This window comes from Altererythrobacter chaiwopuensis, assembly GCF_054957755.1.
On sequence record NZ_JBTXJG010000001.1, the window covers coordinates 1037501 to 1052720 of the forward strand.

Annotated in this window: 13 protein-coding genes (1 of these 13 only partly in view); 2 read left to right on the plus strand and 11 right to left on the minus strand. The window is 61.1% G+C overall.

Going from position 1 to position 15220, the window contains the following annotated elements; all coding sequences use genetic code 11:
* The 9 genes from ACX2DJ_RS05125 to ACX2DJ_RS05165 all read right to left on the minus strand — a co-directional run.
* On the minus strand, positions 1 to 188 hold the 5' portion of the coding sequence (locus tag ACX2DJ_RS05125; protein WP_462571353.1) for a hypothetical protein. It extends 157 nt beyond the left edge of the window; only the first 188 of its 345 coding nucleotides appear in the window; the start codon lies at positions 186 to 188; the stop codon falls past the left edge of the window.
* Positions 189 to 345: 157 nt separating this feature from the next.
* On the minus strand, positions 346 to 2148 hold the full coding sequence (locus tag ACX2DJ_RS05130; protein ID WP_462571354.1) for a methyl-accepting chemotaxis protein: 1803 nt from the start codon (positions 2146 to 2148) through the stop codon (positions 346 to 348).
* Positions 2145 to 3632, minus strand: coding sequence for a putative bifunctional diguanylate cyclase/phosphodiesterase (locus ACX2DJ_RS05135; RefSeq protein WP_462571355.1), 1488 nt, complete (start codon positions 3630 to 3632; stop codon positions 2145 to 2147). Before ACX2DJ_RS05135 ends, ACX2DJ_RS05130 begins: the two co-directional genes overlap by 4 nt.
* A gap of 161 nt (positions 3633 to 3793) precedes the next feature.
* Complete coding sequence (locus ACX2DJ_RS05140) at positions 3794 to 4645, minus strand: CheR family methyltransferase (protein WP_462571356.1); 852 nt, start codon at positions 4643 to 4645, stop codon at positions 3794 to 3796.
* Positions 4636 to 5682 (minus strand): chemotaxis-specific protein-glutamate methyltransferase CheB, encoded by a 1047-nt coding sequence (gene cheB / locus ACX2DJ_RS05145; protein ID WP_462571357.1) that lies wholly within the window; start codon positions 5680 to 5682, stop codon positions 4636 to 4638. Before cheB ends, ACX2DJ_RS05140 begins: the two co-directional genes overlap by 10 nt.
* A gap of 74 nt (positions 5683 to 5756) precedes the next feature.
* Positions 5757 to 6122: a response regulator gene (locus tag ACX2DJ_RS05150; RefSeq protein ID WP_462571359.1), complete on the minus strand. Its 366-nt coding sequence runs from the start codon at positions 6120 to 6122 to the stop codon at positions 5757 to 5759.
* A 49-nt stretch (positions 6123 to 6171) separates the two neighbouring features.
* Complete coding sequence (locus tag ACX2DJ_RS05155; RefSeq protein WP_462571360.1) at positions 6172 to 6618, minus strand: chemotaxis protein CheW; 447 nt, start codon at positions 6616 to 6618, stop codon at positions 6172 to 6174.
* Positions 6615 to 8990 carry a chemotaxis protein CheA gene (locus ACX2DJ_RS05160; RefSeq protein WP_462571361.1) on the minus strand — a complete coding sequence of 792 codons (2376 nt, stop codon included), beginning with the start codon at positions 8988 to 8990 and terminating at the stop codon, positions 6615 to 6617. Before ACX2DJ_RS05160 ends, ACX2DJ_RS05155 begins: the two co-directional genes overlap by 4 nt.
* Before the next feature lie 77 nt (positions 8991 to 9067).
* Positions 9068 to 10399, minus strand: a complete 1332-nt coding sequence (locus tag ACX2DJ_RS05165) for an MATE family efflux transporter (protein WP_462571363.1) — start codon at positions 10397 to 10399, stop codon at positions 9068 to 9070.
* A gap of 134 nt (positions 10400 to 10533) precedes the next feature.
* On the opposite strand from ACX2DJ_RS05165, the gene ACX2DJ_RS05170 reads away from it, so the two are divergent.
* Positions 10534 to 11088, plus strand: a complete 555-nt coding sequence (locus tag ACX2DJ_RS05170; protein ID WP_462571364.1) for a (2Fe-2S)-binding protein — start codon at positions 10534 to 10536, stop codon at positions 11086 to 11088.
* Positions 11089 to 11101: 13 nt separating this feature from the next.
* On the opposite strand, the gene ACX2DJ_RS05175 is transcribed toward ACX2DJ_RS05170, so the two are convergent.
* Positions 11102 to 13228 carry a TonB-dependent receptor gene (locus tag ACX2DJ_RS05175; protein ID WP_462571365.1) on the minus strand — a complete coding sequence of 709 codons (2127 nt, stop codon included), beginning with the start codon at positions 13226 to 13228 and terminating at the stop codon, positions 11102 to 11104.
* Positions 13229 to 13394: 166 nt separating this feature from the next.
* On the opposite strand from ACX2DJ_RS05175, the gene arsC reads away from it, so the two are divergent.
* The gene (gene arsC, locus ACX2DJ_RS05180) at positions 13395 to 13736 is read left to right on the plus strand and encodes an arsenate reductase (glutaredoxin) (protein WP_462571366.1); all 342 of its coding nucleotides are present in this window, start codon (positions 13395 to 13397) and stop codon (positions 13734 to 13736) included.
* 7 nt (positions 13737 to 13743) lie between these two features.
* Here arsC and ACX2DJ_RS05185 read toward each other — a convergent pair whose 3' ends face one another.
* On the minus strand, positions 13744 to 15129 hold the full coding sequence (locus ACX2DJ_RS05185) for an MFS transporter (protein WP_462571367.1): 1386 nt from the start codon (positions 15127 to 15129) through the stop codon (positions 13744 to 13746).
* Between the last annotated feature and the right edge of the window lie 91 nt (positions 15130 to 15220).

A 15220-nucleotide genomic window follows, 5' to 3' on the forward strand; every position in this document is an offset into this window, starting at 1 on the left:
AGCAACGCGGCAAAATCCGGCACCCGGTCAAGCATCGGCGCGGTCTCGGCCAGCCCGTCGCCTTGGGCAGCGGCAAGCAGCGCGCGCGTGCTTGACCAGGGCCAATCCTGAGTCCGCTCGACAAGCCTGGCGCGAAATCGATTGAGTGCGACATAGCGCAGCGCCGCAAGCAAGTGCAGCTCGTCCATCGCTTCCTTCGTAGGAGTTGGTGGCGGTGGAGGAGCCTTGGTAGTTCGTCACTGCGACGATCGAGCCGCGCGGATCGGCGTGCGCTCAAGCAGCGAAGCGATAGCGCAGACAAGAACGCGGATAGCGTGGCGTAATTGGGGCTACACCCCGTCCAGCTTATCCCTCGCGAACCTTCGCCAGGAATTCGTGCACCTGCGCGCGCAAGGTAGAGGCCTGTTGCTCGAGGTCGGTCGCGGAAGAAAGCACCTGCGTTGCGGCGGCACCAGTCGACAGCGAGAGCTCGCGCACCTCATCGACATGGCTTGAGACGGCATCCGTGGCGCGGGCGGCCATATCGATGCTGCGTGCAAGATCCTGCCCAGCAACCGATTGCTGGTCCACTGCCGATGCGATCGAAACAGCGGTCGCCTCGAGCTGTTCGACCTGGCTGGCGATTGAGCGCAAGGCAGTTACGCTGGCCCCGGTTGTATCCTGCATCGCCCGGATTTGTTCGGCAACCTGCTCGGTCGCGCGGCTGGTTTGCATCGCCAACTCCTTGACCTCCGACGCGACGACGGCAAAGCCGCGCCCCGCCTCGCCGCCGCGCGCCGCCTCGATCGAGGCGTTGAGCGCCAGCAGGTTGGTGCGCTGGGCAATGGTTTGGATCAGTTCGACGATCTGGCCCACCTGATCAGCCGATAGCGACAGGGCAGAGATAGTGGCATCGGCTTCGCTGGCCGAGGCGCTGGCCTCACGGGCGAGCTCTGCCGAAGATGCCGCCTGGCGGCTGATCTCGCCGATGGACATGGCAAATTCATCGCTTGCGGCCGCCGCGGCCGTTGCGCCGGAATTGGCTTCGTCCATCGATTTGGAGACAAGTGTGGTCTGGCGGCTGGCTTCCTCGGCTGATTTGGCCATAACGGATGCGGTGCTTTGGAGCTGGCTGGAAGCTGCGGCAACACCGCCGACCACGTCACCAACAGTACGTTCGAACTGATTAGCGAATTCGCTCAGCACCTGCGTTTTTTCGTTTCTGATCCGCTCCTGCTCTTCAAGCTCGGCTTTGGCGCGCTCTCCACGTTCCTTGGCCCACTGTTCCAGCTTGACATTGGCACGTTTGAATAGTGCCAGCGCGCGCAGCATTTCGCCGATCTCGTCCTTGCGCTCGATCCCTTCGATCTCGAAGTGACGGTCACCCTTGGCCAGTTTGGTCATGCCGCCGGTCACTTCAGCCACCTTCATGGCGAAATCCTGTGTGAGATAACGCAAGCCGGCCAACATTACGGCGGCTGCGAGCGCGATGACCACGGCGATTACAATAATCAGGTTGAAGAAATAATCGATCACTGACTGTTCGATGCGATCCGCGACAAGCTGAAGATCGGAACCGAAGTTATCCGCTTGTGCGAAAAGCGCATCACCCTGGGCTGAAAGTTCATAGGCAAGCGCAACCGATTTGGTGCTGCGGCCTTCGCGGGCCAGGTTGGCGCGCATTTCGTCGAATTTGGCGTCATAGGCGGCCAGGCTGGTGCCTAGTTCTTCAAGCTGATCGCCGAGTTCCGGCACCCGCTGATCAACCACTGCTCCAATTTGTTCGAGCTGCTTGCCTGCATCAGCGTAGCTCTGCTGCTGGCGTTCAAGCGCGGATTCTTCTCCACCGAAGATATAACGCACCGCGTTGTAGCGAAATTCACCAGTGGTGCCGTGCAGCTCTGCAGAAACCTGGACCGCTCCCTGCACCTCCGCCTGAATCGAATCCCGTTCGTAAAGCTGGCTGAGGCCAACCCCCAGCACCAATGATATGACAATGGCCACGCCCAGAAAAGTGCCGAATAACATACGGATCTTGCTCGCCAGCGGAAGATCATGAAACCACACTTTGAGGCGAAAGCGCGAAACCGGACGGGCAAAGCCGCCTTCCACGATATCCGAAGCCACTTCGGCGCGGAGCTGTTTGGCAACGTCTTCAATAGCACTCATGCGACACCTTTGGAGATTTGTAGACCGGGCCCGTTTGCAGCCGCGGCAGAAGGGATGTGATCGTCAATCAAGTTGGCGGGCATGGCCTTGTAGTAAAGCCAGCCCTGGATCTGGTCGCAGCCGGCCAAGCGAACCATATCGGCCTGTTCCTGCGTTTCGACGCCTTCGGCTGTTACGCCCATCTTGAGCGCGCGGGCCACGGTAATGCTGGACAGCATCATAGCCCGCGAGCCTTCATCCTTGCCGGCGTTAACCACCAGCGAGCGATCAAGCTTGAGCTTTTCGAAGCGGAACTGGCGCAGGAAGCCGATCGACGCATAGCCGGTGCCGAAATCGTCAAGCGAGATGTTCACCCCGAAGCCGCGGATAACATCAAGATTGCGTTCGGCCACAACAGGGTCGAGAACGAGGCAGGTTTCAGTGATTTCGAGCTCAAGCCGTTCCGCCGGAAAGCCGGTTTCCTCGAGGATATGACCGAGCTGAATCGGGAATTCCGAGTTGCGCAATTGTGCTGCAGAGATATTGACCGACAGCATAATGCCATCCCAGCGCAGCGCATCGGTGCAGGCTTTGCGTAACACCCACAGCCCGATTTCGTTGATGAAGCCCGATTCTTCGGCCACCGGAATGAAGATATGCGGCCCCACCTGTTGGCCATCCGGACGGTTCCAGCGAATCAGCGCTTCGATCGCCACGATCGCGCGCGTTTCAGCATCGACCAGCGGCTGATAGTGCAGCACGAATTCCTCGTTGGCGAGGGCGCGGCGCAGGTCCTCGTCGAGCTCGCGTTGGGCTTCGCGATTGCGGTCGAGGGCTGTCGTGAACCATGTGCAGCGCATCTTTCCGGCGCGCTTCGAGGCATACATGGAGACATCCGCACGGCGCAGCAGTTCCGATGAGCCGAGCCCGTCCTTGCCAGTCGAACGTGCCAGCCCGATGCTTGCCCCGACTGTGATTGAACGATCCTCGATAGCAAGCGGCTTGGCCAGCCGGGTCAGGATCTTGCGGCAGATCCCCTCCAGAATATTGCCAGCGACAGGGCCGAACATGGTAATCGCGAATTCATCACCCCCGAGGCGATAGCAACGCGCTTCAGTGGCGCAGGTTTCGCGGATGATCTCGGCGCATTTGCGGATCAACTGGTCGCCGACAAAGTGGCCGTAATGGTCATTGACCTGCTTGAAGCCGTCAAGATCAATCAGTGCCATGGCGATTTCTTCACCAGCGACACGATGTTCGTCGATATCGCGGTGCAGCGCACGCCGATTGGGCAGACGGCTGAGCGTATCAGTCTCGCTGTGCTCGTGTGGCAGGCGGGCCTGCGCACGCGAAACGTGGGCGAGGTACAGGACCGACGCCGCATAAAGTGCAGCGCCGCCAGCCGCGATCAACGCGAGCGGAGCAAGCGCGAGCGAACCACTGGCTTGGAGCGCAACCAATGCTGTGCCCAGCAAGACAGAGAGCGGCACAAGTGGCGCTGCCATCAGGGGCACTTTCGCGCTCAGCATTTGGTTCACTTTCAGCTTCAACACGTCCCCCATGTCGCAATTTTCGCGCCGTAGAATTCCGGATTAGCCGCCATTCGCTAAGGAAGCGTAAACCATGAATTTACCTTGATAAGCGCACCATTCCGCTGCTTTCGCGATCATCCGGCAAGCGCGATGGAGGGCGCAGCATTTGCCACATGTGGCGTATAGATGCTGGCAACTCCGCGAGCAGGAACAAACGCATCGGTTTGCCCGACAACCGTTTCGCCCGCGCCCAGCATCAGAAAGCCATCGTCGGCCACTGATTGTCGCAGGCGTGCAAATGCCTGGCGGCGGGTATCGGGATCGAAATAGAGCAGCACATTGCGGCACAGTACAAGGTCGAATGGCTGGCGGCTGGGCGACGGATCGAGCACATTGTGACGCTCGAACCGAACGATTGCTCGCGTATCTGCGTGCATTTGCCAGCCTGACGCGGTCTCGTCGAAATGGGCCAGCATCTGCTGCACGCTGAGCCCGCGCTGCACTTCAAACTGGCTGTAGTGCCCACAGCGTGCGGCCCGGATAGCCGTACCGGAAATATCAGTGCCCAGTATATCGATTGACCAGCCATCCCAGGAACGCGCCTGTTCCGCGAACTGAATTGCCAGCGAATGCACTTCCTGGCCGGTGGAACAGCCGGCGCACCAGATCTGCAAGCGCCGCCGGTGGGCGCGCCGTTCAGCCAGCTGAGGCAGGATCTCTGTTGGCAGCTGGTCGAATGTCGGTTTGTCGCGAAAGAAATAGGTCTCATTGTTGAGCAGAGCCTCGACCACTTCATTGACAAGGCCCGGATCGGCAGGCCCAGCCAACAGGCAAGCCAGTTGGTCAACATTGGAAATGCCGCGTTCGCGGAACACGCGCGAAAGTGCGGTTGCCACGCGCCAACGGCGGTGTTCGGTAAGCTGTTGCCCGGTATGCTCGGATAAGAGATCGGCAATTAGCTCGAGCGATGGACTGCTCACTTCCATGCCACCGCCCCCGCGAACTCTAGGATTTCCCTGGCGAGCGCTTCGGGCGGGTGGCATGCATGCACCGCGCCCTGTTTCACGGCGGCGCCAGGCATGCCCCAGACGGCGGAGCTTTCCTGGTCCTGTGCCAAAACGGTGCCGCCTGCTGCGGCGAGCCTGGCCGCGCCTTCGGCACCGTCGCGGCCCATCCCGGACAGGATCACAGCAAGGGCATGGCCGTCAAAGGTTTCGGCCACGCTGGTGAGCATCGGATCGACCGAGGGCAGGCAGCCGCTTCGTGATGGCACGTTGGATACCCGGGCGACGAGGCGGCTACGCGCACGTTCCACCATCATGTGCCCATGGCCGGTTGCAATCGCGATTTCGCCGCGCGCAATCTCCACTCCGTCTTCGGCGATCACTGTGCGCCGCGCCGCGACCACTTCCACTTGCCTGGCAAACACGGAAATGAAACTGGCGGGCAAATGCTGAGTGACCAGAATCGGCAGGTCAAAGCTGAGCGGCAGGCTGCGCAGGATTGTGTTGAGGCCCTGGATCGCGCCGGTCGATCCGCCGATCGCCAGCACCTCGGGCTGTTTCGCATTGCTCCTGGAGATTGCAGTTGCAGCGCCGTGATCGATTGTGCCTTCGCGCGGTTGGCCGGGCACATCGTCCGCTTCGACCCCGCCCAAGGCATGGATCTTGGCCAGTAAAGCGCGGCGATAGGATTCGTCAAATTGGCCGGGCCGCGGCTTGGGCATGGTATCGGCAGCGCCCATCGACAGCGCCGTCAGAGTGTGTTCGGCCCCATCTTCGGTGAGCGACGACACTACCAGCACTTGCGCGCCCGATGCGATTTCCAGAATTCGCGGCAGCGCCTCGAGCCCGCCCATTCCGGGCATTTCGAGATCGAGCAGGATCACATCGACCGGCCGGTCACGCAGGATCGCGATTGCGCGTTCGGCGTTGCTGGCAGTGGTGGTAAGCTCCAGCTTCGGGTCGTTACCGATCATGCGCGAAAAGACCGTGCGCACCGTAAGCGAATCGTCGACGATCATTACCCGCACCCGCCCTTGAGCGGCACCCGGCGACGAGTTAATCTGGAAAGCGCGAGGCCCCATCGAACCGGTCCTCAGTTAAAGCCGACCAACTGCAGTTTGATCTGGAGCGTTTCGTGGTCGAACGGTTTCATCACATATTCGTCGGCGCCGGCGCTGATCGCTTCGCGGATGTGGGCGACGTCGTTTTCGGTGGTGCAGAACACCACTTTGGGACGCTCGCCCCCAGGGCGCTGGCGCAGCTTGGTGATGAACTCAATCCCGCTCATTACTGGCATGTTCCAGTCGAGCAAGACCGCGTCAGGCATGAATTCCTCGCAGCGCTCAAGACCTTGCTGGCCGTCTTCAGCCTCACTCACAGTAAACCCCAAGGTCTCCAGGATATGCCTGGAAACCTTGCGGATAACCCGCGAATCATCAACGATTAGACACGTTTTCATGCGATCCTCTGTTTTCTGTTTTTTTCCTGATAGAACGAACGCGTAACCATTAGCTTAAACCGCTAGGCCCGGTTTCTCGCGGCCCTTCGATCAGCGATGCGACGTCGATCAGCAGCACAGCGCCGCGATCGGTTTCAACCATGCCGCAGGCAACGTGGTTCCATTTTTTACCGAAGCCGCCGGCGATCTCGCCCGCTGCGCTGCGAGCTGTGGCGACATCGTCAATCATGTCGAGCTTGAGGGCGTAGGAATGACCTTCAACCCGAACAACTGCGCCGCGCTGGTCAGTAGGGAATGCGTCGGCATCCTCGCCGATCGCAGTGCGGCAATCGATCACTGTCAAGGCCTGGCTGCGCATTGCAGCGAGGCCGAGCACGAATTCGGGCGCGCGCGGAACGGGTGTGATCTCAGAGATGTCGATAACCGATTGCACATCATTCGCGCGAAACGCGCAGCGCCGACCGGCTATCTCTGCCAAGACGAGCAGCTCGCTCATGCCGCTCCTCCCCTGCCTGCAGCGCGCAGCGCCCTGAGCACGGCTTCACGATCATAGCGATAGATCGAATTCTTCATCTCATCCGGCGAAGCCTGGCTGTCGGGCAAACTGCGCAGGCGGATGGTTTCCCTTGCGCCATCGGGCGTATCGTCCCGGTCAAGCAGAATCGCGACGTCGGCGCTGGCGGGGTCATCCGCCTGTTGATAGCCGGCAGCCCTGATCAGCGGAGCGAGAATGGTCTGCGCCCAGGCACTGTCGGGAAGGGAGCAGGTCAGGCCAGCCACACTTTGCGGCACCGCGCCATGGCGCGCGAACAGCGCATGTCCATCCAGCAACACGACCGGCTCGCCATCCACCAGCGTTACAGCCTCGACCAGCGGATCATCTTCGACCGGCGCAAGTTTGTCCTTGAGCGTTACCGCATCTTCGATTGCCGCCACCGCATAAAGCAGCTCACTGCTGCCGTCGGACAGCCGCAGCAAGCGGATGTGCGTGTCAGTTTGCTGGCCTGCTTCGAGCCCGATCAGAGGCAGGATTTCGCCATCGACAACGGCACGCGGGGTGGCAGTCGATTGGTCTAGCGCAGCGACGGTAATTGTTTCAATGCGCTGCACCAGTTCCAGCCGCACCGCCCGGCGCGCACCACCAAAAGTGCGAAACAGCATGGCCTGATCGGCCCGTTGAATGGCATTGTCTGCCTGATCCTGCTCAGGGAATCTTGCCGCTCGCTCGCTCGCGTCCGCAATCAGATTGTGTTCATCGGCGATGTTGGGAATGTCCAGCAGCAGGATCGGGCGACCATTATCGAGCAGTGTCGATCCGGCAAATGTCCGGCTGCGCATCACCGACGGGGCCAGCGGTTTCACAACCAGGTCGCCATGGTTGAGGATCGCGTCGACTTCCAGCGCGAACAGATTGCCGCGGGCCAGTTTGAGAATCACGATCACGCCGCCGCCGAGATCGTCATTCCGGCCAAGTTCGAGCACGTCGGCGAGGGTAAGGCATGGGATGCGATCACCGCGGAATGTGATCATCGCCGCCTTGCCCAGCTGCGCCCGGTCGAGCTCTGCTGAATCGCCGTGCAGGATTTCCTCGACAAAGCCTTGCGGGAGGGCGAATTGTTGCCCGGCGGCTTCCACGGTGAGCCCGGCTATGATGCTGAGCGTAAGCGGGATGCGGAGAGTGAAAGTGGCGCCTGCGCCCGGCGAGCTTGACACTTCGATCAATCCACCGACCTTTTCGAGATTGGCGCGCACGACATCAAGCCCGACCCCACGCCCGGAGACGGCACTAACCTGTTCAGCGGTCGAAAGTCCCGGTGCGAATACCAGCTGCAGGATTTCGCTATGCGACATCGCTTTCAGCTCATCATCAGTGATCAGGCCGGTTGCCACTGCCTTGGCGCCGATACGATCCTGGTTCAGCCCCTTGCCGTCATCCGAAACAATGATTGAAATGGTATTGCCGGATTGGCGCGCGGAGATCGACAGCAAGCCGATCTCGCGCTTGCCCGCCTTGATCCGCTGCGCCGGAGTTTCGAACCCATGGTCGATCGCATTGCGGATGATGTGCGTCATCGGATCGCGGATCATCTCGATCATTTCACGATCGAGTTCGACATCGCCCCCATCAATGTCGATCATCACCTGCTTGCCCAGCTCTTTCGACAGATCTCGCACCATCCGCGGGAAGGCGCCGAACAGATGGTCGATCCGCTGCATGCGCATCCGGGTCACGGCGTCGCGCACGTCGGCCAGGATCGAGGTGAGGCGTTCGAAGGGCCCGTCAATGGTTGGCTGCGTGCCCGCTTCGCGCAGGCGATGGGCCAAATCATTGCGTGCCAGCACCATGTCGGAAACGCCGCTCATCACCCGGTCGAGCAAGTCTACCGGAAGGCGAATTGATCGCGGAGTGGATGAAGCGGCTGTCCCGCCAGCCGGTGCGGCGGGATCGGCTGCTTCGACGATTGCGGCGATTTCGTTCGAGGTGGTGATATCATCGCCCATCTGATCGTCTAGCGCAGCGATCAGATCTTCGTCGCCACCGGCGGGAAAATCCTCGCCGGTGTCAAGCGCGTCGATCATTTGCGAAATACGATCTATGATGGCAAGCACCGCGGTAACAAGCGCGGCGTCGGGTTCGCGGCGGCCATTGCGCACATCGGCCAGCGCGTCTTCGGCGGCATGGCTTAGTTGTTCCAGCCGCGGCAGGTCGAAGAAGCCGCAATTGCCCTTGACTGTGTGAACGAAACGAAAAATCGTGTCGAGCCGCGCGCGATCACGAGGATCGGCTTCCCAGGCGATGACTTCGCCTTCGCTCGCTTCAAGCAATTCGCGGGTTTCCTCAATGAAATCCGCTAGCAGGTCGTCCATTATTCCAGCCCCCGGTTCCGGCGCGTCAGCCGAACTCTATGGGCGAAGATGGTTAACGAAGTGTCACCTGGCCGATTTCAGCGGCGCATTGCGCGCCAGACCACCAGGACAGCTACGGTACCGCCCACCAGATTGGCGGCCAGTTCGGCTGCATAAATCGCGCTTGAACCGTAAAATTCGCGTGCGAGCCAGCCCAGCGGCAACATCACCAGGAACACGCGGACCGAAGACTGCATCAATGCGGAATTGGCCTTGTCGAGCGCGTTGAGCGCACCATTGGCCACGATCAGCAAACCGAACCCGGCGTAACCCCAGGCCGCGATCCGCAGGTAGCTCGCGAATTCATCAATGATTGCCGGGTCTTCGGTAAAGAAATCGGCGAACCAGCGCCCGCCCCATGAAAGCATGGCCGCGGTGATCAAACCGTATCCTACGCAGAACAGGCCCGCGAGCCACATCGCTTCGCGCGCCCGGGCATATTGTCTTGCCCCCCAGTTCTGGCCGATGATTGCGCCGATCGCGCCCGACAGGCCCAGCAAAGGCACCACGGCGAAGCTTTGCACGCGCCCCGCCGCCCCGAAACCTGCCACCGCCGCAGCGCTTTCCGATGCAATCAGTGCGGTCAGGACCGACAGGCCGATAGGATTGATCGCGTTGGAAAATGCCGCTGGTCCGGCCACGCCAAGGATCGCGGTGGTGGACTCCCCGATGCGGCACTGGCCAAGCAATTTGAAGCTGATGGGAATGGCAGCCTGCCTGATCAGCCATATGCCCATCGCTATGCCGAACCCCCAGCCTATCAGCGTGGCATAGGCAGCACCGACCATGCCCAGGCCTTCATAGCCGAAGGCGCCGGTTATCAGGATCGGATCGAGTACCCAATTGGCGGCGGCATAGGTGATCGAAACATAGGAGGTCTTGCGCGCTTCGCCCTGGCCGCGCAGCACGCCGTTGATTCCCATGATCGCCATCATCAGCGGAAAGCCGAGCGCGAAGGGCTGCATGTAACTGCGTATCAACGGCAATTGTTCGCTTGATGCCGCCATCAGGCTGAACAGCGGGTCGAGCAACAAATAAAGCAAACTGCCGATCAGCACGCCGAAGGCGACCGACAGCACAATGCCAAAATTGGCGCGGCGTGCGGCACGGTCGCTGTCACCTTCGCCCAGCGCGCGCGAGATCACCGAATTGATCCCCACCATCATGCCCACGCCCAGGCTGGCGACGGCAACGCTGATCGGGAAAATGAAGGAAATGGCGGCAAGTGCCTCGCTGCCCAGCTGGCCAATGAAATAGGCATCGACGAGGCCGATCGACATCACTGCCGCGACGCCGACGATCATGGGCAGGGTCTGCGTCACGAGATGCCCGCGGATCGATCCGCGCGTCAATTTGGCATTCCCGCTCATCAACAGCGTGCGTAGCGGGGGGCGGCGGGCTGGCAAAGTGAAATGTGGCGATTGATCGGCCACGGCTTGTGCGGCTTGCGGGGCCATGCGATAGGCGCGGGCCAGCCTATCGCGCCAAGGGAGACTTCGCGCAGATGTCGCGCATGACCGTCAATGACCGTCCGCTCGAGTTTGAAATGGATCCGCAAACCCCGCTGCTGTGGGCGCTGCGCGATGCGGCCAATCTTACCGGTACCAAATATGGCTGCGGCAATGGCGATTGCGGGGCCTGCATGGTGCTGATCGACGGGGCAGCGCTCAGATCCTGCCTGGTCACAATTGGTGAGGCCGAAGGGCGCTTCATCACCACGATCGAAGGGCTTTCGCGAGATCGCTCGCATCCGGTGCAACAGGCACTGGTGGCAGAGCAGGCGATCCAGTGCGGTTTCTGTACACCGGGCATTGCGATCGCGGCGGCAGCTTTGCTGCGCAGCAACCCCAATCCCAGCGAGGCAGAAATCAAGGCAGCGATTCCGAACCTGTGCCGCTGCGGGGTCTATCCGCGGCTGGTCCGCGCGATACAGCGCGCAGGCCGGGTCGCAAGGCGGCTGGAGACGATCAGCGCTGCACCTGCGCCCGGCATCCGTGCCGAGGATGCCGCGCGCGAGGTGCCCGCTATTCGGTCGCTCGCCCCGCGCGAGGCGGAATGAGCATCGCTTTAAATTAAAGCTTCAGCCGTACTCCCAGCCTTGCGCTGAACGCATCGCCCGGCTGGATATTGTTGTCGCCGTGGGCGCTGGCGAAATAGTGCTCGTCGAAGAGGTTGTCGATATTGAACTGGAAGGCGAGCCGTTCACTCACCGTGTAATAGGCCGCAGCGTCGACACGCACATAGTTGGGCAGTGTCACGGCGTTGCTAAAGCTGGCGAACTGCTCGTCCTGGTAGATCACGCCGAGGCCCAAACCCAACTGCTTGGAAATGTCATAGCGTGTCCAGGCGCTGATCTGGTGTTCGGGCAACTGTTGCAGGCGGCGGCCAGCCGGGCCTTCATTGCTTGTGCTGGTGATTTTGCCGCCGAGATAAGTATAGCCAATATTGGCTTGCCAGCCGGGCATGATCTCGCCGACCAGATTGAGCTCAACCCCTTGGGTCCGGCTTTCTCCGACAAGGGTAGTGATCGAAGGGTCAAGCGGATCGGGACCTTTGACGTTGGTCCGTTCGAGCTGGAACAGAGCTGCGGTAAGGAACAGCTTGTCACTCGGCGCCCATTTTAGGCCCAATTCGTAATTGGTGAATTTCTCGGGCTCGAATGCGGTATCGCCAGGCGTCAGCAAGAAGAACTGATCGCCCGCTTGCGGCAGGAAGCTCGTGGCATAGCTCGCATAAAGCGACAATTGCTCAATCGGCTTAACGATCAGGCCCAGACGCGGGCTGACCTTTTCGTCCACGCGATCGCCGCGCACTCCGGTGAGCTGCTCGACCGTCTTGAGGTCGAACCGGTCCCAGCGCAGCCCCGCAATCAGCTGGATATGCTCGCCGATGTCGATCTGGTCCTGGAGATAGGCCGAGAGCACTTCGAGCTGACTGTCGCGATCACGCACGGGGGCGCCGAGCGTGATGTCCGGAAAGGTGAAGATATCGGACAGCGGGGCGGTGAAGCGGTTGGTCGTGCCACCTGCGCCATCAGCAAAGAACGCGTTGGCGCGGCCATTGTTTGAATCCTGCCAACTGGCCTCGACCCCGGTCAGGACCTTGTGGTCGATACCGCTGGTGGTGATTTCCCACACCAGGTTTGCCTGCGCGATCCAGTTCTGGCGTGTCTGCGTATCGCGATAGCCCGAAAACTGCACATCGGCTCCGCCATTGCGCAGGCCATCGGGCAGGATATTGCTGTAGGCCTTGTCATAATCGGCAAACTGCAGGGTGGCATTGCCCGAGAGATTGCCCGAGAACTCGTGATCGATCCGCGCGCGGGCAATGTGCACTTGCGAACTGGTATCGTTGAAGTCCGGGGCGCCGAACAAGGTGTCGCGGAAGCCGCGCAGCGGCCCATCGCCATCGGACGGATTGCCGCGATCGACCAGGCGCTGGTCTTCGTCATAGGAATAGGTTGCCGTCAGGCGGGTCGCTTCGCCAAGATCGAGGGTCGCTGTCGGTGAAATGCCGATGAAGTGACCGTCATAAAAATCGCGATTGCTGTTGAATTCCTCATAGGCGGTGTTGAAGCGCACGGCTGCCACATCCGACAGTGTGGCGTTGACGTCGCCCGTCAGCGCGAAAGCACCAAAACTATCGGCTGAAGCGTCGAATTCCGCTGCAAAGCCATTGATCCGCGCAGTCTTGCTGACACGATTGATCACGCCGCCGCCGCCGCCCCTGCCAAAGATCAGCGCATTGGCTCCCTTGAGCACCTCGATCCGCTCGACGTTGTAAAGCGAACGATAATATTGCGCGTCATCGCGCAGCCCATCGAGATAGAAATCGGCGGTTGTTTCCTGGCCGCGAATAAAGATTTCGTCGCGGTGGCCTTCGCCGGTTTCGAGGCTGATCCCCGGCACATAACGCAGCGCTTCGCCCAATTGGCGCACCGACTGGTCCTCAAGCTGGTCGCGTGTGATGAAGGTAATCGTCTGCGGCACATCGATGACCGGGGTGGGGGTCTTGGTGCCCGATGAACCGTCCTCCTCGGCATAGCCTTCGCGCTCACCTGTCACGATAATCCCCTCGGGCAGGTATTGGCGTGCCTGTTCTTCCGCGCTCGCTGCCGTGGCGCTTTCCGCAGCCGACGCCGCCATTGGCGCAATCAGCGTTGCCCCTGCGAGCCAGAATGCCTTGCCAAATTTGCTCATGTAAATCGTCCAATCTTTCGAGTCGTGATCCGTGAGCGAGTCGCTATTGAGAATTATTCGCAAATGCAAGAGTGAGAGTGGACTTGCCCGGGAAAAACTGCCTCGCTAGGTCGCCAACGCGGCCAAAGCCGCTGTGCAAGCAGTATTCCTGCAGGAGATCGAAGGCATGAAGGCAACCATCTGGCACAACCCCAATTGCGGAACCTCGCGCAAGACGCTGGCGATCCTCGAAGAAGCCGGCATCGACCTGACAGTGGTCGAATATCTCAAGGATCCACCCTCGCGCGAAAAGCTGGCGCAGCTCTATGCCGACGCTGGTATAGCCCCGCACCAGGGACTGCGCGTGCGCGGCACCGACGCCGAAGAGCGCGGCCTGCGCAATGCCGATGCTGACACCGTACTCGATGCGATGGCTGAAGATCCGATCCTGATCGAGCGCCCGCTGGTGGAGACTGAGAAAGGCGTGCGGCTGTGCCGTCCTCAGGATGTCGTGCGCGAAATCCTTTGACGCGATTTCAGGCGAGGTCGCGCGTCAAGACTTCATCCGGGGTGAGCCAGCGCCAGCCGAGCACATAGACCATCGCGCACAGGCCGCAGATGACGGAGAAGCCGATTGCCGGGTGATGGCCGTATAGCCACACTCCGACCGCTGGTGCCAAGATATAGGCGGCCCCGTTCACCGAAGCGACGGTGCCGCCTACCTGGCCCTGTTCGCGCCTGCTGACGGCGAGCGAAGCCCCGGCGGTAAATCCTGGACGGAACAGGCCGAAACCAAGCGATGCGATGGCAAAACCCAGCGAGATCGAGTGAAGATCGTGTGATACGGCGAAGGTCACTGTTCCCAGCGCTGCCAGCGCCATACCCCACATGATCGAAGCGCGCGGACCAAGCTTGAGCATCGGGATCAGACCCCACTGCGCCAGCAAGGTTGAAATCGCACCCGCCATCAACACCATTCCGATCGGCCCTGTTCCTGCCATCGGATCGGCGCGCAGCCCCATCCGGTCGAGTATGAAGAAGCCGATGATCCCCAGAGTGGCGGCCTGGGCATGGCCGCCCAGAAGGCCTGCAACAAGCCACGGGCGCACGCGCGGATCGTTCCATCTCAGGCGGGGAATATCTTCTTCCTCCGCTCTTTGCTCCGAAACTGCGCCGGCCGGCGTATCGTCGCTGTCATCATCGCCTGAAAGCGAGGAATTGGCGCCGGCGCTAAAGGGGGCGGTTACCACCCTTCCGCGCGCGGCATAGCTGGGTGCGTCATTGGGCAGGCGCAGCCGCAGCGCCACCAGCACAACCGCAGCGATCAGCGCAAAGGCGATAAACGGGCCGACCAATCCGCTTTTGGGAAAGATCAGCATCGGTGCCAGGGCGGGGCCTATCACCGTGCCCAGCCCGAAGCTGGAGGCGATCAGCGCCAGCGCCTGTGTCCGCTCGGAACGGGGCGTGCGACTGGCAACATAGGCCTGCACCGCGGGCGGCGCGGCCGATCCGAATCCGCCGTAGAGGCTGCGTGCCAGGGCGAACAGTATCAGCGTCCACACAGCCGGAATCAGTCCGATAAGGCCGAACCACAGCACGATCCCGCACAATCCCATCGAGGCGATGAATCCCACCAGCCCCACTGCCATCATCGACTTGCGCCCGCGCCGGTCTGACCGGCGGGCCCAGATCGGTGCACAGATGACCCACAACAGGGCAGACCAGGTGTAGGCCAGGCTGATCCAGAAGTCCGCCACGCCCAGCTCGGTGCCGATGGACGGCATTACCGATTGCATCGCCGTGTTCCCGGCCGCTGTCACCAGCATGACCGAGAAAAGCAGCACCATCCGCTCGCGTGAGATATGCGGCACCGTCTTGCCTGGTGCGAGCGGGGGCGGGGGGGGCGGTTCCATGTCAGCCATGACAAATCCACCGCTAGGCGAGCCAGCTCAAGCTTGCAATGTACCGCAGCATCTGCGAACTCGCGCAACTGGCGTTTCGAAAGGGGTCTGC